This is a genomic window from Rhodococcus sp. WY5 (assembly GCF_018588185.1).
Classification (GTDB): Bacteria; Actinomycetota; Actinomycetes; order Mycobacteriales; family Mycobacteriaceae; genus Rhodococcus_F; species Rhodococcus_F qingshengii.
In genome coordinates this window covers 3,793,491-3,812,198 of record NZ_JAAMPR010000001.1, presented here as the reverse complement: position 1 = coordinate 3,812,198, position 18,708 = coordinate 3,793,491, and the positions used below count along the sequence as shown (strand labels likewise).

General features: G+C 63.3%; 19 protein-coding genes. 3 read left to right on the top strand and 16 right to left on the bottom strand.

The genetic code is table 11. The annotated features are described in order from the left end of the window. Positions 1-23: 23 nt before the first annotated feature. Genes rarD through lspA form a run of 4 tightly spaced genes read right to left on the bottom strand, consistent with a single transcriptional unit; the run spans position 24 to position 3,263 of the window. Positions 24-977, bottom strand: coding sequence for an EamA family transporter RarD (gene rarD, locus G4D79_RS17840; protein ID WP_007733157.1), 954 nt, complete (start codon positions 975-977; stop codon positions 24-26). Next, positions 974-1,657 (bottom strand): hypothetical protein, encoded by a 684-nt coding sequence (locus G4D79_RS17835; RefSeq protein ID WP_007733159.1) that lies wholly within the window; start codon positions 1,655-1,657, stop codon positions 974-976. The genes rarD and G4D79_RS17835 overlap by 4 nt, the downstream gene beginning before the upstream one ends. Continuing rightward, entirely contained in the window at positions 1,654-2,580 is a 927-nt protein-coding gene (locus tag G4D79_RS17830; protein ID WP_099697655.1) for an RluA family pseudouridine synthase, read from the bottom strand. The genes G4D79_RS17835 and G4D79_RS17830 overlap by 4 nt, the downstream gene beginning before the upstream one ends. Then, positions 2,577-3,263: a signal peptidase II gene (lspA, locus tag G4D79_RS17825; protein WP_050655314.1), complete on the bottom strand. Its 687-nt coding sequence runs from the start codon at positions 3,261-3,263 to the stop codon at positions 2,577-2,579. The genes G4D79_RS17830 and lspA overlap by 4 nt, the downstream gene beginning before the upstream one ends. A 68-nt stretch (positions 3,264-3,331) precedes the next feature. On the opposite strand from lspA, the gene G4D79_RS17820 reads away from it, so the two are divergent. The 3 genes from G4D79_RS17820 to G4D79_RS17810 all read left to right on the top strand — a co-directional run bounded on the left by G4D79_RS17820 (position 3,332) and on the right by G4D79_RS17810 (position 6,556). Next, positions 3,332-4,258, top strand: coding sequence for a hypothetical protein (locus tag G4D79_RS17820; protein ID WP_099697654.1), 927 nt, complete (start codon positions 3,332-3,334; stop codon positions 4,256-4,258). After that, entirely contained in the window at positions 4,255-5,022 is a 768-nt protein-coding gene (locus G4D79_RS17815) for a sensor domain-containing protein (RefSeq protein WP_235808431.1), read from the top strand. Before G4D79_RS17820 ends, G4D79_RS17815 begins: the two co-directional genes overlap by 4 nt. 142 nt (positions 5,023-5,164) lie before the next feature. Then, positions 5,165-6,556, top strand: coding sequence for a glutamate decarboxylase (locus G4D79_RS17810; protein ID WP_003941675.1), 1,392 nt, complete (start codon positions 5,165-5,167; stop codon positions 6,554-6,556). 83 nt (positions 6,557-6,639) lie between these two features. Here G4D79_RS17810 and G4D79_RS17805 read toward each other — a convergent pair whose 3' ends face one another. The 12 genes from G4D79_RS17805 to G4D79_RS17750 all read right to left on the bottom strand — a co-directional run bounded on the left by G4D79_RS17805 (position 6,640) and on the right by G4D79_RS17750 (position 18,703). Then, complete coding sequence (locus G4D79_RS17805) at positions 6,640-7,134, bottom strand: hypothetical protein (RefSeq protein ID WP_235867807.1); 495 nt, start codon at positions 7,132-7,134, stop codon at positions 6,640-6,642. A gap of 131 nt (positions 7,135-7,265) precedes the next feature. After that, positions 7,266-8,630, bottom strand: coding sequence for a DNA polymerase IV (locus G4D79_RS17800; protein ID WP_099697653.1), 1,365 nt, complete (start codon positions 8,628-8,630; stop codon positions 7,266-7,268). A 36-nt stretch (positions 8,631-8,666) separates the two neighbouring features. Further along, positions 8,667-9,005 carry a TfoX/Sxy family protein gene (locus G4D79_RS17795; protein ID WP_003941748.1) on the bottom strand — a complete coding sequence of 113 codons (339 nt, stop codon included), beginning with the start codon at positions 9,003-9,005 and terminating at the stop codon, positions 8,667-8,669. 68 nt (positions 9,006-9,073) lie between these two features. After that, entirely contained in the window at positions 9,074-12,187 is a 3,114-nt protein-coding gene (gene ileS, locus G4D79_RS17790) for an isoleucine--tRNA ligase (RefSeq protein WP_099697670.1), read from the bottom strand. Between the two features lie 281 nt (positions 12,188-12,468). Further along, a complete protein-coding gene (locus tag G4D79_RS17785; protein WP_007733197.1) occupies positions 12,469-12,783 on the bottom strand; it encodes a hypothetical protein in 315 nt (104 codons plus the stop codon). Between the two features lie 49 nt (positions 12,784-12,832). After that, a complete protein-coding gene (locus tag G4D79_RS17780) occupies positions 12,833-13,660 on the bottom strand; it encodes a DivIVA domain-containing protein (RefSeq protein ID WP_003941722.1) in 828 nt (275 codons plus the stop codon). 141 nt (positions 13,661-13,801) lie between these two features. Beyond that, on the bottom strand, positions 13,802-14,080 hold the full coding sequence (locus tag G4D79_RS17775; protein WP_003941780.1) for a YggT family protein: 279 nt from the start codon (positions 14,078-14,080) through the stop codon (positions 13,802-13,804). A gap of 189 nt (positions 14,081-14,269) precedes the next feature. Next, the gene (locus G4D79_RS17770; protein ID WP_003941752.1) at positions 14,270-14,920 is read right to left on the bottom strand and encodes a cell division protein SepF; all 651 of its coding nucleotides are present in this window, start codon (positions 14,918-14,920) and stop codon (positions 14,270-14,272) included. Positions 14,921-15,005: 85 nt separating this feature from the next. Next, positions 15,006-15,755, bottom strand: coding sequence for a YggS family pyridoxal phosphate-dependent enzyme (locus G4D79_RS17765; protein WP_007733204.1), 750 nt, complete (start codon positions 15,753-15,755; stop codon positions 15,006-15,008). A gap of 6 nt (positions 15,756-15,761) precedes the next feature. Next, positions 15,762-16,529, bottom strand: coding sequence for a peptidoglycan editing factor PgeF (pgeF, locus tag G4D79_RS17760; RefSeq protein WP_007733207.1), 768 nt, complete (start codon positions 16,527-16,529; stop codon positions 15,762-15,764). Positions 16,530-16,637: 108 nt separating this feature from the next. Beyond that, the gene (ftsZ, locus tag G4D79_RS17755; protein WP_099697652.1) at positions 16,638-17,825 is read right to left on the bottom strand and encodes a cell division protein FtsZ; all 1,188 of its coding nucleotides are present in this window, start codon (positions 17,823-17,825) and stop codon (positions 16,638-16,640) included. Between the two features lie 239 nt (positions 17,826-18,064). Next, positions 18,065-18,703, bottom strand: coding sequence for a cell division protein FtsQ/DivIB (locus G4D79_RS17750; RefSeq protein ID WP_007733212.1), 639 nt, complete (start codon positions 18,701-18,703; stop codon positions 18,065-18,067). Positions 18,704-18,708 lie beyond the last annotated feature (5 nt).

The following is an 18,708-nucleotide window of genomic DNA, read 5'->3' as shown; positions in this document are numbered from 1 at the left end:
GAGTCGCCGTGCGCCGCCTCCGGTCACGTGACCGGAACCTCGGGTTCGGCGCTCGACCTCACCGAACGCCGCGAACGTCGACCGGCGACGAAGGTGTCTGTCGTGAAGATCACCAGTGCAGCCCAGATCAGAACGAAGCCGATCCACCGTGACGCCGGCATGTCCTCGTGCATGACGGCCACACCCCACGCCATCTGGAGCGCCGGGGTGAGGTACTGCAGCATGCCCATCGTCGCCAACGGAACTCTCTGAGCGGCGACGCCGAACAGGAGCAGCGGCAGCGCGGTGACCGGGCCGGCGGCAAGCAGCAACAGGCTGTGCCCGGTACCGCTGCTGATGAATGCACCGGCCCCGGTCAGGCCGAGAAACACGAGGTAGCCGACCGCGAACGGTGCGGCAACGACTCCCTCGGCAGTCAAACTGGTTCGAGGATCGAGCGGAACCACCTTCTTGACCAACCCATAGGTGGCAAACGAGCCGGCGAGCAGCAAAGCGACGATCGGAGGTTTCCCGAAGTCGACCGTGATCACCACAACTGCCGTGGCAGCGAGAACGAGCGCGGCGATCTGGGCGGGACGCAATCGTTCGCGGAAGATCACGACGCCGAGCAGAACGGTGACCAGCGGGTTGATGAAGTACCCGAGAGCCGCCTCCACGACGCGGCCTGACACCACGGCATAGATGTACGTCCCCCAGTTCACGGCGATCGCCGCTGACGCCGCGGTCACCAGCAGCCAGGTGCGTGCGCTGATTCCGCGAAGCGATCCGAGGCGGCCGGCAAAGGCCAACACGATCAGCATCAACAGAAGGGTCCACACCACCCGGTGCGCCAGGATCTCGACCGGATCGGCGAAGTCGAGTAGCCCGAAGAATGCCGGGAACGTTCCCCACAACAGGAAAGCCGCCACACCGTAGAAGATCCCCGAGGACGAACGGGACTCAGCGCGTTCGTCCTTGTTCACAGAACCGGAGTTCACGGGACCGGACCATCGTCGGGGCCGGGAGCAACGACGTCCACGTACTCCGGCAGCAAGGGACGGACGGCTGCCAACCACGGCGAGGCGTCGGACGGCAACGCTTCCACTGCACGGACGTTCGAGTCATGTTCGATCGCTTCGAGTCCTTCGGGAGTCGCTCGCACCAGCACGCCCACCGCGCAGGCGCACCCGGCGGACAATTGCTTCGCCGACGCGAGCGCCACCTGTTGCTGACGATCGGTGTCGCCGCCGAGCGAGACCAGTCGCGTGGCTGCAACACCGGGCGATCTGCGTACTGCTTCGTCGTTGTCGGGAACGGGCACCGACATGAGCGGCGTCTGGACGCGCTCGATCGGAACTCGGAACATGACCCTGGACACGCGAACGCCCGAGACCTCAGCGCCCGGCACCTGAACACTGCTGGTCGACGTGATGACCTCGTCGACGGTGAGTGCCTTCGTGAACGAGACCAACGCCCATACCGGCCCATCGACCGACGCGACGGAATCTCGCGCTCGGTCGAGGTAGTCCGGGACAGCTTCCCCACTGTCCGGACCCAGGGTGTCCGTCCGGATCGGCGGGGTCGGCACGGGATTCGCGAACCCCACGCCCACCACCGCCGCCACACCGACCACCACCGCGACGACGGCCGGCGCGGGGGTAAGCCCGCGCGGTGTCATGAGGACCGGAGAACTTCGAGTGCGTGTTCGAGATCCTTCGGGTACTTGCTCTTGATCTCGACCCAGCGACCGTCCGCCGGATGTGCGAATCCAAGAGACACGGCGTGCAACCACTGGCGCTCGAGGCCGAGCCTTTCGGCAAGTCGAGGGTCCGCGCCGTAAGTCAGGTCACCGCAGCACGGATGGCGCAACGCCGAAAAGTGGACACGGATCTGGTGTGTGCGACCGGTTTCGAGGTGCACGTCCAGCAGACTCGCTGCCTGGAACGCCTCGATGGTGTCGTAGTGCGTGACGCTGGGCTTGCCGTCGGCCGTGACCGTGAATCGCCAGTCGTTCCCGTGATGGCGTCCGATGGGCGCGTCGATCGTTCCGCTGCTCGGGTCGGGATGTCCCTGCACGAGAGCGTGGTAGCGCTTGTCGATGGTCCGCTGCTTGAAAGCGCGCTTGAGCAACGTGTACGCGCGCTCGGATGTGGCAACCACCATGACACCCGACGTTCCGACGTCCAGACGGTGGACGATGCCCTGACGCTCGTGGGCACCGGACGTCGAGATGCGGAAACCGGCCGCGGCAAGTCCGCCGATGACGGTCGGTCCCGTCCACCCGACGCTGGCGTGCGCGGCAACTCCGACGGGCTTGTCGACTGCCACGACGTCGTCGTCGGCGTAGAGGATCTCCATTCCCTCGACCGGTGTCGCTTCGATGGTCAGGGGCCGCGGCGGTTCGGGCAGGACTACCTCGAGCCACGACCCTGCGGTCAGACGATCGGACTTGCCGACGCCCACACCGTCGACGAGTACCGAGCCTTCTTCCGCGAGTGTCGCGACCACGGTGCGCGAGAGTCCGAGAAGGCGCGCGAGGCCGGCATCGACGCGCATGGCATCGAGACCGTCGGGCACTGGCATCGAACGGGATTCCCTCACTTGGTTTCTCCCTCGGCTGCAGCCTTCGATTCGGTGAGCTTCTTGTCGTCCGCCTTGTGATCACGCAGGCGTTCACCGTTGGGTTCGAAGCCGAACAGTGTCAGGACGACGAGCAGAATCGCGCCACAGACGATCGCGGAATCCGCGATGTTGAACACCGGCCACCAGCCGACGGAGACGAAATCCACCACATGTCCGCGCATGATTCCGGGAGAGCGGAAGAATCGGTCGACGAGGTTACCCAGCGCGCCGCCGAGAACGAGGCCGAGACCGAGCGCCCACCACGGTGATCGGAGCGTGCGACCGATCTTGATCACACCGATGACCACACCGATTGCGACGAGAGTGAGGATCCACGTCATCGACGTCGCCATCGAGAACGCTGCCCCCGGATTGCGCACCATCGTGAATGTGACCACGTCACCGATGATTTCGATCGGCTGCCCCGGTTTGACCGCGGCGACTGCCCACACCTTCGTGAGAATGTCCGAGAGCAGGATGACAGCGGCGATGGCAATGAGCATGGTCAGCCGGCGGGGCTTTTCGACCGGCACAACCGCCAGGTCACCGTCTTCCGATTTCACGGCTTCCGGTTTCACGGTTTCGGGCTCGTCGGCCTTCGAGATTTCGGTAATCGGCTGATCCTCCGCGTTGACATCTCGGTCTGGGTGGTCTGTACTCACGCAACCATCATCCCTCATGTTCACCGCACCGGGTCACGCACTCTGCAACTGCGGCTAGCCTGGAGCGCGTGCCACTGCTGTCCACGACCGGCCGACGCGTTCCGTTCGCCCTCGCTGCCCTCGCTCTCACCACCGTTCTCACCGCTTGCGGCGACTCGGATCAACCTCCGAACACCCCGACCTCCTCGCCGAGTGAGGTGACTGTTCCGGTGACCGCCGCGACGGTCGAAGTTCTCGAGGCGGGAAGCGAGCCGCGCGAGGTTTTGCGTACGAACTTGCCTGTCGGCACCACGCAGACGGCGACGCTCGTCACCCAGGCCGTCGTGAGTCAGCAGATCGATCAACAACCGGCGCAGGATTTCTCTTCGCCGGAGATCACGATCCCGCTCTCGGCAAACGTGACCGCTGACGATCCCACCGCAGTCGTTGACCTCACGCTGTCGTCGATGACCTCGCCCGATGCAACGCTGCAGGCTGCGCTGAGCGGGGCCGACGGGTCTGCGGCCGGATTGTCGGTCACGAATTCGGGCGCCATCACCGCCCTACGGTTGAAGCCCTCCGCCAACTCGGCCAATGCTGCCCGCGCTGCAATCGAACAAGCGCTGGGCCAAGCGGTCTACCGGACCGTTGCACTCCCCGACGCTCCGGTCGGTGTCGGCGCACGTTGGGTGGTTCGGCAGCAAGTCAGCAGCGAAATCCTGCTCGATCAGACAACCACCGTCACGCTCACCGCGCGCGAGGGCAATCGGCTTTCTCTCGCGGTGGACGTATCGCAGACCCCGCAGAGCCCGGTCTGGAACCTGGCTGGTGACGCCGGAACGCTGAACATCGATCAATACGTCATGGCCGGCTCCGGAAACCTCACCGTCGACCTCTCACTCCCCTTGCCGATCGACGGACAGATGACCGTCGGCGGCGACCAGGCATACGGCGACCCGGACAGCTCCTCGGTGATCCGGCAGACCATCTCCAACAGCATTCGGTGGGAATCGTGACACGCCGGTCGCTTCTCGCACTTGGTCTGACCGCAACGGCGGCACTGTTCGTCGTGACCGGTTGCGGCTCGGACGACTCGCCTGGTGCCGACACGACTACGCAGGTTTCCGCCCCACAGGTCGGCTTGGCGCCGTTCACGGCTGCTCCGGCCGCACCGCTGAGCGGGGCGCCTCTCGACCGTGACGGCCTGCAACGAGCCGCGCTCACCCTGTCCGAGCTACCTGCCGACTTCGACGTAGTTCCCGACCCGGTCGACGACCTCGGCCTCGCACCGGCGCCGGAAAATTCGGAGGCGGACAAGTCGAGCACCGACCCCGCCGTCTGCGCCCAGGTTCTGGCGCCGATAGCCACCCAGGCTCCCGGATCGGTCGCCGACCTCTCCGACATGTTCACCGGCCCCGATTTCACGAGCATCGATCAGGACTCTGCTTCGTACGCCGACGGCACCGCGGCAGCAGCAGCTTTCGAGAAACTTCAGACCACGCTGGCCGGGTGTGCGGAGTATTCGGGAACCGATGCCGACGGAACGACAATCACCTATCGCGTCGGCGGAGCGTCGGACCCGAACATCGGCGACGCGTCTTTCGCTTTCCGAATCATCACGGAGAGTGGCGGTTTCACCTTGGTTGCCGACGCGATCGTGGCCGCAGTCGGGACGACGTTGACTCAGCTGTCCGCGACGGCGCCGAGTCCGATCGCCCCCGATGTTCTCCACTCGATGGCATCGGCCGCCGCAGATCGCCTGCGCGCACAAACGCCCTGACTACGAGCGGATTCGTCCTGTCTCGGCCTTTCGCGAATGATTCGGGACCACAGACCCTTTGACAACTGCCCGTCCACACTGAACGGTGAGAGTAGGTACGAAACAGACCAACGCGACACACTGATGTGAGGAGCCAGAGTTCATGCCGGAACCCAGAAGGTCAGATCACACCGATTACGTAGCCGTCAATCCGATCTTCTCGAGGCCTGGCGAGGATTCGGTTGCATCGAAGTACACACTCGAACCCGACGGCATGCTTCCCGAGACCGCGTATCAGATCGTCCACGACGAAACGATGCTCGACGGCAATGCGCGGCTCAATCTCGCGACGTTCGTCAGCACGTGGATGGACGATCACGCCACCAAACTGTATGCCGAGTCGTTCGACAAGAACATGATCGACAAGGACGAGTATCCGCAGACCGCCGCGATCGAAACCTATTGCTGGCGCATCCTTGCCGACCTCTGGCACTCGCCCTCCCCCAAGGACGCAATCGGCACCTCGACGATCGGTTCGTCCGAAGCCTGCATGCTCGGCGGCCTGGCGATGAAACGACGCTGGCAGCACGCACGAAAAGCCGCGGGCAAGTCCACCGAAAAGCCAAATCTCATCATGAGTTCCGCGGTCCAGGTGTGCTGGGAGAAGTTCTGCAACTACTGGGACGTCGAAGCGCGTTACGTGCCGATCAGCGAGGAACACCGCACCCTCGACGGTCACGATCTGGACAAGTACGTCGACGAGAACACCATCGGCGTCGTCGCGATCATGGGCGTCACGTACACCGGGATGTACGAGCCGGTCCTGGAAATCTCGAAGGCACTCGATGAGATCCAGGCGAAGACGGGACTCGACGTCCCCATCCACGTCGACGGCGCTTCCGGTGCGATGATCGCACCGTTCCTTCAGCCCGAACTCGAATGGGATTTCCGACTACCGCGCGTCCACTCCATCAACACCTCGGCGCACAAGTACGGGCTCGTCTATCCCGGCCTCGGATGGGTGGTCTGGCGATCGCAGGATCTACTTCCCGACGACCTCGTCTTCAAGGTGAGCTACCTCGGCGGCAGTATGCCGACCTTCGCACTGAACTTCTCGCGCCCCGGCGCTCAGGTGATCCTGCAGTTCTACTTGTTCCTGCGTCTCGGCCACGACGGCTATCGCGCGATCCAGCAGTCCTCCCAGGACGTGGCGAAATTTCTCGCCGAAGGGATCGGGAAACTCGACGCGTTCGAACTGTGGAACGACGGTTCCGACATCCCGGTCTTCGCGTGGCGCCTCGCCGAGGGGCACACGTCCAACTGGACGCTGTACGACCTCTCGGACCGGTTGCGAGGCAAGGGCTGGTTGGTGCCGGCCTACCCCATGCCGGACGATCTCGCGGATCTGACAGTGCAGCGCATCGTGGTTCGTAACGGACTGAGCATGGACCTGGCGGCCAATCTGCTGCGCATCATCGAAGAGGAAACCGCGTTCCTCGACGAACTGGACAGCCCGATGCCGCGGCCGCGCGTCACCGAGGGATTCCATCACTGACGTCGCTTACCACGTGAAGAGCGGCCGCCCACTCCCCTTCGGGAGTCGGCGGCCGCTCTGGTGTTTCAGGTGTTACCGAGAGATCAAGCAGCGCAAGCCGGCGAGGTCAGACCTGCAACGCCGACGATCTGGCAAGCGGTGGTCTTCGAGAGCTTCCAGACGCCGTCTTCGTAGACGAACGAAGCCTGCAGGCCCTGCTGCAGCGGCTGGCCGTTGACGACGATGTTCAGCGAAGCTGCTGCCGTCTCGCTGCCCGTGTCGGTGACCGGGTCGAGGATCTCGACCTGCGCGCCGGCAGCCTTGGCGGCAGCGGCGACCTGGTTGATCAGCTCGGGATCAGCCTCGGCGCCCTGGACGAGGCTGACCTTGTCTGCGGCCGGAACGGTTTCGTCGAGTGCCTGGGCGACCTTGGCGTTGAGCTCAGGGGCGGTCGGCAACGCGACCGGCGCATCTGTCGAGTCCGAGGCCGTCGTGGTCGTCGTGGTCTTCGACGTCGTGGTGGGCGAGTCGGTCTTGTCATCCGAGCCACAAGCGGTCATCGTCAGGGCTGCTGCGATCGCCACGGCTGCAACGGTCATCTTCTGAAGCTTCAACTTCTCAGTCCTATCCATTCGGGTGTTCACATTCGAGCGTCAGTCGAACATCGTGCTTGCTCGAGGATCGTCGACAACATTACCCAACGGTAAGCGGAAAAAGTCTAAGGACATCCTCAGAGAAGGCTGTCGACCGCATCTGCTACCTCGAGCACCTCATCGGATTCGGCGAAGGTTTTGGCGATTCCCGTTCCGCTGGAACGGGTTTCGAAGCGAACGGTGACCACACCGTGCCCGGCGCCCTGCACCCAACCGTGTCCGTATTCTGGATGCTTCACGTCCAAACCGGGGTGCCAGTAGCGCTGAGGGACACGTGCTGCCACCGGAACGTCGAGTTCGGCCTCATCGAGGGCGCCCGTGAGAGTCTCGACCGGATAGCCGGGAACATCCTGATCCAACTCGGGAAAAAGTGATCCTTGCCGAACGGTGGACAAACCGGCGAATCCCACACCGACCAGGCGAATCGGCCCCAATTCCTGTGGATCGATGACCTGTTTCTGCGCAGTCGCGATGAGGATTTGGCGGTCGATGGTGGCAAACGGCAGCGTCACGGATCGAGTCAAGATACCCATATCGGACTTCTTGAGCTTCAGTACGACGGTGCGAGCAGCTCTTCCGTCCTTCTCCAGCCTGGAAAATGCTGCACGACCACTACTTTCGACGGCGGCGCGCAGTTGCGCCATCGTGACGATGTCTGCGGCGAAAGTGGATTCCGCGCTGATCTGCTTGGATTCGGCACGCTCGGCGACCGGCCGATCGTCGATCCCCTGCGCAAGCCGATGCAACCCCGGACCGACAGTGGTTCCGAGTATCGACGCCACCTCCGCTATGGGAGTGCGGGCAAACCCACCGATGGTTTCGATGCCGAGACGCTTGAGCTTTTCCTCGGCGACGGGACCGATCCCCCAGAGCTTTCGCACCGGCAGTGGATCGAGCAACTCGTGCTGCATCCCGGGAGGAATCACTGCGACGCCGTCGGGCTTTGCCAGTCCCGACGCGATCTTGGCGACCTGCTTACCTGCGCCGGCCCCGATCGAAGCGACCAACCCGGTCTCGGCTTTGATCAACGCCCGCAGGTCCTCGCAAAACGCGCGGACCTCGTCAGCTCCGACACCGGCCAACTCCACCGGTTCCCCGAAAGCCTCGTCCACCGACAGTTGCTCGAGGATCGGCATACGAAGGCGCAACGCGTCGAACGTGCGTTTACTGAGAACCGAGTACAGGGACATCCGTGGCGGCAATACCACCGCTCCACCACCGACCATCCGGCGTGCTTGATGCATCGGCATTGCCGAACGCGCACCGAAAACTCTCGCTTCGTAACTTGCCCCGGCCACCACCCCGCGCCCGCCCAAGCCGCCGACCAGCACCGGGCGACCTCGCAGAGTGGGACGCGTCAACTGCTCGGCGGAAGCGAAAAACGCATCCATGTCGAGATGCAGCACCCACCTACGACTTCGTGTGGGATCACCTTGATTCATCGGGCGTTACGGTTCTCTCAAAAGTAGGTGCAGAATTTACGTCCGCGCCTTCTTCTTCGGCGACTTCTTCTTCGGCAGGGGCAATACGTCGGCAGTCCGTTGAATGAAGGCGTGCAGGTGATCGAGGTCCTGCAACCGTTCCTCCGTCACCCGGTAATAATCCTTCGCTCCCGGGTACGGCGGAGCCAGATCGGCCTCTGATCCGAACTCCGTACTGACCTCGGTGGGTTTGACGAACAGAACGTCTCCGCAGATCAAGCCCACGATCTTCTCGTCGCAATACAATCCGTACTCGCCGAACATCGCCCTTGCCCGCACGTCGAGCGGTTCCAACTGCTCGAGAATGCGCGCCACGGTTTCCTTGCTCGTACTCATGAGAGCAAACTACTCCGGCACCCCGACATACAGATATTCATCGGAGAGCCGGAGTAGTCGCGTCGGTACTAGACCTTCGTGATTGCGGCGCGGATACCCTCACCGAGATCGACGGCGTCGTCTCCCGCTTCACCCACCGAGAAGGAGGTGGCCAGAACCTCACCGGCGATCAATTCGCGATGACGCTCTGCCCACTCCTTGCAGTCCTGCGGAACCTCGAGAACGACGTTGATCCGGTCCGAGACGTCCAAACCGGCGGCGCGGCGCGCATCCTGCAACTGACGGATACGGTCCTTGGCCCATCCCTCGGCTTCGAGTTCCTCCGTCACAGCGGAATCGAGTACGACCAGTCCCGCACCGTCCGGCAGTGCAGCCGTCGAATCCGGCTCGGCCGCAACCAGTTTCTGCGTGTACTCCTCGGGCAGCAGTTCGATGCCCGCCGCAACCACGACGCCGTCCGCGTTCTCGGTCCAGTCGCCCGCCTTGACCGCCTTGATGACAGTCTGAACGGACTTGCCCAGACGCGGTCCTGCAGCACGCGCATTGACCGCGATCTCGAAGCGCCCGTGCACGTCGACGTCATCGGTCAGATCGACCTTCTTGACGTTGACCTCGTCGGCGATCAGTCCGAGGAACGGACGCAGACGCTCGGCATCCGGCGCCGCAACCGTGACCTCGGGCAGCGGAAGACGAACACGCAGATTCTGCGCCTTGCGCAGGCTCAGCACCGTGGAGCACACGGTCCGGACGTCGTCCATCGCCGCTACCAGCTCGGGGTTCGCGGGGAGCTCCGACGCCTCGGGCCAATCAGCCAGGTGAACCGAGCGCTCCCCGGTCAGCCCGCGCCAGATCACCTCGGACACCAGCGGCAACAGCGGCGCAGCGAGACGCGTCACGACCTCGAGCACGGTGTGCAGGGTGTCGATCGCGTCGCGATCCTCGTCCCAGAACCGCGAACGCGACCGTCGCACATACCAGTTGGTGAGTGCGTCACAGAACAACCGAAGCTCGTCGCACGCGCCGGCGATGTCGTTGACCTCGAGGGCCTCGGTGATCACGTCGCGGGTGGTAGCGAGCTTGGCCAGGATGTACTGATCGAGGATGTTCTCCGAATCGGTACGCCACACACCGGATTCCGGGGCGTACAACTGCAGGAAGCTCCAGGCGTTCCACAGCGGGAGCAATGCCTGACGCACACCTTCGCGGATGCCCTGCTCGGTCACGATGAGGTTTCCGCCGCGCAAGATCGGCGAAGACATCAGGAACCATCGCATCGCATCGCTGCCGTCGCGGTTGAACACCTCCTTCACGTCCGGGTAGTTGCCCTTGGACTTGCTCATCTTGAGTCCGTCGTCGCCGAGCACGATGCCGTGCGCAGCAACGGTTTTGAACGCCGGACGATCGAAGAGTGCGGTGGCCAGCACGTGCAGCGTGTAGAACCATCCGCGAGTCTGCCCGTTGTACTCGACGATGAAATCGCCCGGGAAATGGCCCTCGAACCATTCACGGTTCTCGAATGGGTAGTGCACCTGCGCGTACGGCATCGAACCGGATTCGAACCAGCAGTCGAGCACCTCGGGAACGCGGCGCATCATCGACTTCCCGGTCGGGTCGTCGGGGTTCGGGCGGACCAGGTCGTCGATCATCGGGCGATGCAGATCGGTCGGACGCACACCGAAGTCTGCCTCCAACTGATCTAGCGATCCGTAGACGTCCGTACGCGGGTACTGCGGATCGTCCGACACCCACACCGGGATCGGGCTGCCCCAGTAGCGGTTTCGGCTGATGTTCCAGTCGCGTGCACCTTCGAGCCACTTGCCGAACTGGCCGTCACGGATGTGCTCGGGCACCCACGTGATGTCCTTGTTCAGCTCGACCATGCGATCGCGGAACTTGGTGACCGCAACGAACCACGAGGGAACCGCCATGTAGATGAGCGGCTGCCCACTGCGCCAACTGTGCGGGTACGAGTGCTCGATCGTCTCGTGCCGCAGCAGCTTTCCAGCGGCCTTGAGGTCCTTGATGATGACCGGGTTGGCGTCGAAGACCATCAAGCCCTCGTACGGCGGAACCATCGAGGTGAACTTTCCACCCGCATCGAGCGGCTGCACGACCTCGATACCGTTGGCCGTGGCGACATCCATATCCTCCTCACCGAAAGCCGGTGCGAGGTGGACGATTCCGGTTCCGGAATCGGTTGTCACGTAGTCGGCCGAAAGCACGACGTGCGCGTTTGGATGTCCGAGGAAGAAGTCGAACGGCGGTGTGTACGACAGTCCGACCAACTCGGCGCCCTTGTGGCGGGAAACGACCTCGGGGTCCTCCCCCAGCTCACGTGCGTAATGAGCTACCCGTGCTTCCGCGAGCACGTACCGCTTTCCGTCCTCGCCGAGCACCTGGACGTAGTCGACCTCGGGATGAACCGCAGTGGCCAAGTTGGACGGCAGTGTCCACGGAGTCGTGGTCCAGATGATCGCGTTTGCGCCGTCCAATGGTGAACCCGGAGCGACCAGCGGCATGTCGACCGTGACTGCAGGATCCTGACGCATCTTGTACGCGTCGTCGAGACGAGTCTCCTGATTGGACAGCGGAGTCTGCTCGTACCAGCTGTAGGGCAGCACGCGGAAGCCCTGATAGATCAGGCCCTTGTCGTGCAGCTCCTTGAAGGCCCACATGACGGACTCCATGAAGTCGACGTCCAGGGTCTTGTAGTCGTTGTCGAAGTCGACCCAACGTGCCTGGCGGGTGACGTAGTCGCGCCACTCGTCGGTGTACTTGAGCACCGAGGCCTTGCAGTACTCGTTGAACTTGGCCAGACCCATGACTTCGATCTCGGCCTTGTCCTTGATGCCGAGTTGCTTCTCCGCTTCGAGTTCTGCGGGCAGTCCGTGGCAGTCCCAGCCGAAGCGTCGCTCGACCTTGCGTCCACGCATGGTCTGGAAGCGCGGCACCAGGTCCTTGACGTACCCCGTCAGCAGGTGACCGTAATGCGGCAAGCCGTTTGCGAAGGGCGGTCCGTCGTAGAAAACGAACTCTTCGCTGCCGTCCCGATTGGAAACCGACGCACGGAAGGTGTCGTCGTCGTCCCACTGTTTCAGGACTTTCTGTTCCAGTTCGGGGAACTTGACTCCGGTGTCGGCGGGGACACCGTAGTCGACTTTGGGATACCCGTTACTCGCCATGGCGATCTCCTCGTGCCAGTCGGACTCGGCACGGGGACGACGTGGCGCTTGTGCGCCGACACCGCGGTACCACCCCGTTTGCACCCCGTAGATCCGCGCTTGGATCCCGAGGTGCCACTCGATCGAGCTGTGACGGGCTCACCCGTTCGGTTCTACTGAGTTCTGGGCGCCTGAAGCGACAAGAACCGTTCTTCCGAAAGCTCCCCGGTGATTGCCGGATCACAGCCTGGTATTCGTGTTGGACAGTCTAATACTCGTCCTGGACCTTGTCGGAACTCGCCCTAGGACTTGTCGGGGCCACCCGGCGACTCGCCATGATTTCTCTGATTGTCATCGTTGGCGGTGGCTGCATCGTCGATCGACGAATTCGAGGAACTCTCGACTCGACCGTAAGGCGACGACATTCCGCTGCCCGATGCCGGGTCATCCAACGAAGGAACCGCCTTCCTGCTGGTCAGCGCACTGACCAGCAGGAGGACGGCACCTGCTACACAAATCGCGATACATGCCCACGCCCAGATCAGCGACCCTGTGGTCAGGGCGACGATCAGGAGAGCGAAACCAACTCCCGCGAGAACCAACGTCACGACCAGCACGTATCAACCTTTGTCCGGTCCGATAGCTGAGCCGACGGGGCGCTCTCGGTCAGCTGTTTCCCTTGGCGAAGGACGGGCTGTAGGAATCCTGTCCACCGTCGACCGGTACGGCCGAGCCGCGCTGTTCGAGCTCTTCGAGCTGCGATTCCAGGTAGGACTTCAGGCGCACCCGGTACTCGCGTTCGAACGTCTTGAGCTGCTCGATACGGCCCTCGAGGACCGAACGCTGCTGGTTGATGGTCGCCATGATTTCGGTGTGCTTCTTCTCGGCGTCCGCCTTGAGAGCGTCTGCCTTCTCCTGAGCCTGGCGAAGCTGGGTCTCGGAGCGAGTCTGAGCGTCGGTGAGCATCGCCTCCGACTTGTTGCGCGCATCCGCGATCATGCCGTCAGCCTTGCTGCGAGCCTCGCTCATGAGCTGCTCGGAGTTGGTGCGGGCACTGCCGAGCAGCTGCTCGGACTCGGTCTTGGCATCGTTGGTGAGGCGATCCGCCATCTCCTGAGCCAGTCCGAGGACCTTTGCGGCCTGCATGTGGGTGTCGCCACTCTGCGGCGCTGCAACGGCAGCGGCGGCGGGAACCGGCGCTGCAACAGGTGCAGGCTTGGGCGGTTCGACGACCCGAGCGGGCTCCGGCTTGGGCTGCGCTGCGACGGGTGCTGCCTGCTGAGCAGGTGCCGGCGACTTCTTGGCAGCCGCGAGCTCCTGATCCAGCTCACCTACGCGCTGGCGCAGGTCCGCATTCTCTTCGATGAGCTGCGACAGCGCCTGCTCGACGAGGTCGAGGAATGCGTCGACCTCGTCCTCGTTGTAGCCACGCTTGCCGATAGGCGGCTTGCTGAACGCAACGTTGTGCACGTCAGCTGGAGTCAGTTGCGGCATGGAAGGATCCCTTCACGCGTCATTTGGCGGTCTAGCAAGCATTCAGTTGCAACACAGTCTACGTAGTGGCGAACTACGTAGTGGCGAACCACTGGATGAGTTATGGCATCCATTCTGGCATACCACTCACTCGGACTGCGCTCAGCGAACAACCGACATCAGGATGATGACGATGAAAAGCAAGACCATGATGGATAGATCCAAGCGAACTCCACCGAGGTTGATCGGGGGGATCAACCTGCGGAGCAGTTTCACCGGAGGATCGGTGATCGTAAAAATGGTTTCGAGAATGACTGCGACCAATCCGGTCGGTCGCCAATCTCTGGCAAACGAACGAACGAACTCGACGATCACTCTGCCGATCAGCAACAGCCAGAAGACAACCAGCACCAGATAGATCACAGAGAGAAGCGCGTCCACACCCTCACTCTGCCTGACTTCTGCGGTGTGTCCAAAACAGACACACCGCAGCAATTCCGGAACCGGTCCGCATCGAGTCCGTCTTGTAACGGCCGGCGATGGGTCCGAATGCGGCGTCCGCCGAGGCGGGCCGCCGTTCGAATGTGCTCACGTCACCCCTGCTCAGGGGCCGGACTGCGGTCGAGACCATCATTTCTGGCTGTAGAAACCCGTCTCGGCGATCCGACGGCGCTCCTCGGCGGAAACGTCGATGTCGGCCGGTGAGAGAAGAAACACTTTGGTGGCTACCTTGTCGAAAGAACCACGCAATGCGAACGCCAGGCCGGCCGCGAAATCGACCAGACGCTTCGCGTCGGCGTTGCTCATGTCGACCAGATCCATGATGACGGGAGTGCCGTCCCGGAACCGCTCACCGATCGTGCGGGCCTCTGCGTAGCTCTGCGGACGCAGTGTCGTGATCTTGGCGAGCGGGCCGCCGTCGTCGACAACCGGCGCACGTCGCGCTTCGGGTCGCTCTGCGCGCGCGTCGACCGCGAGGTTGCCACGGCTTGCCGGGCGCGGCGCCATCGCCGGGCGGCTGCTGCGGCTGGGAACGGTGTCGACGCGGGGCCGGGAATCGTAGCGATCGAACTCCGCGTCCTCTTCGTCACGACGACTGGGCGCGTAGCTCGCCTTCGAGAAGGCAGGTTCGACGAACTCGCGGTCGTCGCGCTCGGCATAGCCGTCGTGACTACGACGGGGTGCGCGGCGAGCCTGATCGGGCTCCTCCACGTATTCGTCCTCGTAGTCATCGAGGGGAACCATGCCGAAGTAAGCCTTGAACTTATGCAGGTTGCTCATTGATCGACCTTCCTTGGCGCGGCGGAATCAATCCGACTGCGACCGGTCGCAGCGGTGTGGACGGGTTGGGCGATCACCTGAGCGATCACCTCGAGATTACTGGTCGTGAGCCGAGCAGTGCGGTTCCGACACGCACGCAGGTTGATCCGTGGCGCACTGCAGCCTCCAGATCGCCGGTCATACCGGCCGAGAGTTCGGTTGCCCGGGGATGCGATTCGAGGATCAAAAGATGTGCCCTGCGGAGGATTTCGAACTGCTCGTCCGGATCTGATCCAAGCGGCGGGACGGCCATCAGTCCCGCGAATTCGAGACCTTCGGCTGATTCGATCCGCTCGGCGAGAGGCGTTAGCTCGCCCGTCGGAACTCCGCCACGCGCGGGGTCTCCGTCGAGACTTACCTGGATGAGCGCCCGGAGCGGCTCCGTGCGCTCACCGTCCGACAAAGCACTCAGCGCAGCCCGATCGAGTGCATCGACCAGTCGCGCACTGTCCACCGAGTGAATTGCATAGGCCCACTTCGCTACCGACCGAGCTTTGTTGCGCTGCAACTGTCCGATCATGTGCCAGCGAACCGGATCATCGATCGCGCCCGTCTGTGCAGCGCCGTCGAAGTCCGCGACCTTCTCCACTGCTTCCTGCTCACGAGACTCACCGAATTCACGGCAACCCAGTTCGTACAGGATTCGAGCGTCGGACGCCGGAAAGAATTTGGTCACCGGCAGCAGTGCTACGTCGGAAACCTCGCGACCGGCGGCAAGGCAGGCGGCCGCCAATCGCGCCCTCACCGAGTCGAGTGCCGTCGATATTTCTGTCAGCCGCATTTCCGTCTCGCGCATTTCTGCCTAGACGGTTTCCTGCGCTGCGGGCGCTTCCATCCAGATCACTGCAGCTTGACGCCCGGTCAGAGATTCTCGGCGATGACTGAACAACGCGCGATCCTCGATCGTGCACCGCGGGTCCTCGGCGACACCGGACACACCCGCGGCGAGCAACTGCTTACGCAGTCCCGCACGCAGATCGAGCCCCGGCGTGCCCTTCTCAGTGCGAGTTGCACTGCCCGGCAAGTGCTTTTCCACGTCCGCTCGCATCGCAGCGGGAACCTCGTACTGGCGTCCGCTCGCAGCCGGACCGAGGAAGGCGCCGATACGCGAAACGTCCGCGCCCTGACGCACCATCTCCGCGAGGACGCGCGGGACGATACCGATGCGGGCACCGATCCGTCCGGCATGAACGGCCGCGATCACACCGGCCTCCTCGTCGGAGAGCAGAACGGGAACACAATCTGCACTGAGGGTGGCGAGCGCCAGGCCGGGAACAGTGGTGACCAGAGCATCCGTCACCGGAATCACTTCGTCGGTCGGTTCCGTCACGACAGTGACGTTGCGCGAATGGATTTGTTCCATCCACACGAGATGGTCAGGCTCGACGCCTATTTCGCGTGCCAGACGTCGGCGATTCGCATCGACGGCTGCCGGATCGTCTCCGACGTGATCGCCCAGATTGAACGACTCGTACGGTGACGCGGAAACACCACCGGCTCGGCTGGTCACGACGCGGCGAATGCGGGTGCGGGTGGTCGACTTCTCGGTACTCAAGATAAGTGTGCTCACAAACGTCGAAAGTTGTCGTCCGGCTCAGACGTGACCGGACATCCAGTCAAGAACAGGGTACCCAGAAATTCCGGGCACCCTGTTCTCGAAACTGTTTGTAGCCCTACGTCAGCGACGCATGAAGACCGGCACGTCGACGTCGTCGTCGCCCTCGTCTTCCTGGACCGGCGCATGGCGGGGGACACCGATCGGAGGCAAGCTGCCCGAACCGGTGGTCTCGCGCGCTGCGGAAATCGGCTGCTCGCCAGCAGGTTCGGCGGCCACCGGCGACCGGCCGACCTCACCCGCGCGCCCGGCGCCGATAGCTCCACGTCCCTGCGCGGTCGACTCCACGGGACGACGAGCCGGAGCTCCTCCGTCGAATCCCGCAGCGATGACCGTCACACGAACCTCGTCACCGAGTGAATCGTCGATGACCGTTCCGAAGATGATGTTGGCGTCGATGTGGGCAGCTTCCTGCACCAGCGAAGCCGCCTCGTTGATCTCGAACAGACCCAGATCGCTACCGCCGGCGATCGACAGGAGCACGCCGCGGGCGCCTTCCATCGAAGCTTCGAGGAGCGGGGAATTGATCGCGGATTCCGCCGCCTTGATCGCGCGTCCCTCACCCCGCGAGGAACCGATTCCCATCAACGCACTACCGGCACCGGACATGACACCCTTGACGTCCGCGAAGTCGACGTTGATCAGACCCGGAGTGGTGATGAGGTCGGTGATGCCCTGGACGCCGTTGAGGAGAACCTCGTCCGCGCTGCGGAACGCGTCCATCAGGCTGACGGCCGCGTCACCCAACTGGAGCAGGCGATCGTTGGGAATGACGATCAGTGTGTCGCAGGACTCGCGGAGCGCCTGGATTCCGGTATCCGCCTGTCCCCCACGACGCTTGCCCTCGAAAGAGAACGGTCGCGTCACGACACCGACGGTGAGTGCGCCCAGCTTCCGGGCGATGCTTGCCACGACAGGGGCACCACCGGTTCCGGTGCCACCGCCCTCGCCTGCGGTCACGAACACCATGTCGGCGCCCTTGATGACCTCTTCGATCTCGTCCTTGTGATCTTCGGCTGCCTTGCGACCCACTTCCGGGTCGGCACCGGCGCCGAGGCCACGGGTCAATTCACGACCGACGTCGAGCTTGACGTCGGCGTCACTCATCAGAAGGGCTTGCGCGTCCGTGTTGACCGCGATGAACTCGACTCCCTTGAGTCCCTGTTCGATCATGCGGTTGACTGCGTTCACGCCGCCGCCGCCGATGCCGACGACCTTGATTACGGCGAGGTAGTTGTGCGGGGGCGTCATCGGCTCTCGCCTTCCGTGTCGTGTTTCACGCTGCTTGTCAGTGCTGCTGTCTTTGTTACTGCTGTTTTTGTAGCTTCATGCTCTTCGAGAACAACCCTAAACCTCAACCACAGGGTTAGAGTTATGTCAAGTATTCGATCTGAAACGAAACGCTATGCACCGTCGTCGCGTTCCGCCATTAGGCGCGCCGAGACACACCGAAGTATTTGCTGCGCACTGACGCACGGCTGCACCGGGCGCTATCGCACCGTCGGCAGATCAGGACTGGACACGTCGTACGTCTGCCCCGGTTGGGTCAACAGCGGAAGCGTCACAGCAGCCTTACGATCCGAGTGCTCGACACCGCCCCAGTTTACGACGCGACCGTCGAGCAGAGTCAGCGTGACACTCGAAATCGACCGAGCGGCAACCTCTCCCACCTGAAATCTCAGATCCGGCGGCAACACCGACAACACCTCGAGCGCGGCAAGCGTCGGCTCGTCGTTCCACCCGGGCGTCGGTGTCACCAGACGCGGAACCCCGGGCGGCGGGACGCCCATCTCGAAGTCGACGCCCTTCTCGTCCAGCAGGTGTGCACCCTCAGGTGAGTCGACGAAGACGACCGGTACCCGTTCGGTGACGGTGACGCGGATAGTCGACGGATACATCCGCTGCACACGAGCCGAGGCCACCTTCGGAATCGTCGCCACACGTGCGGCGGCGGCGCCGGTGTCTACCCGCATCAACGGCTGACCGGTCGGTACGGCCAGGAGCGAAAGGATCTGTTCCTCACTGACGGTCGTCGCACCGAGAACTTCGGTGCCCCGGACCGAGAGCACCGGAGACAACCAAGCCGTCAACGCAATTCCCACCACCAGCACGATTGCCAGCGGTGCCACGATCA

What these genes read in the sequence shown, in the direction of transcription:
- G4D79_RS17835 (WP_007733159.1), bottom strand. Translation starts at nt 1,657, where the DNA reads ATGACACCGCGCGGGCTTACCCCCGCGCCGGCCGTCGTCGCGGTGGTG.
- G4D79_RS17810 (WP_003941675.1), top strand. Translation starts at nt 5,165, where the DNA reads ATGCCGGAACCCAGAAGGTCAGATCACACCGATTACGTAGCCGTCAAT.
- G4D79_RS17805 (WP_235867807.1), bottom strand. Translation starts at nt 7,134, where the DNA reads ATGACCGTTGCAGCCGTGGCGATCGCAGCAGCCCTGACGATGACCGCT.
- G4D79_RS17800 (WP_099697653.1), bottom strand. Translation starts at nt 8,630, where the DNA reads ATGAATCAAGGTGATCCCACACGAAGTCGTAGGTGGGTGCTGCATCTC.
- G4D79_RS17795 (WP_003941748.1), bottom strand. Translation starts at nt 9,005, where the DNA reads ATGAGTACGAGCAAGGAAACCGTGGCGCGCATTCTCGAGCAGTTGGAA.
- ileS (WP_099697670.1), bottom strand. Translation starts at nt 12,187, where the DNA reads ATGGCGAGTAACGGGTATCCCAAAGTCGACTACGGTGTCCCCGCCGAC.
- G4D79_RS17780 (WP_003941722.1), bottom strand. Translation starts at nt 13,660, where the DNA reads ATGCCGCAACTGACTCCAGCTGACGTGCACAACGTTGCGTTCAGCAAG.
- G4D79_RS17770 (WP_003941752.1), bottom strand. Translation starts at nt 14,920, where the DNA reads ATGAGCAACCTGCATAAGTTCAAGGCTTACTTCGGCATGGTTCCCCTC.
- G4D79_RS17765 (WP_007733204.1), bottom strand. Translation starts at nt 15,755, where the DNA reads ATGCGCGAGACGGAAATGCGGCTGACAGAAATATCGACGGCACTCGAC.
- ftsZ (WP_099697652.1), bottom strand. Translation starts at nt 17,825, where the DNA reads ATGACGCCCCCGCACAACTACCTCGCCGTAATCAAGGTCGTCGGCATC.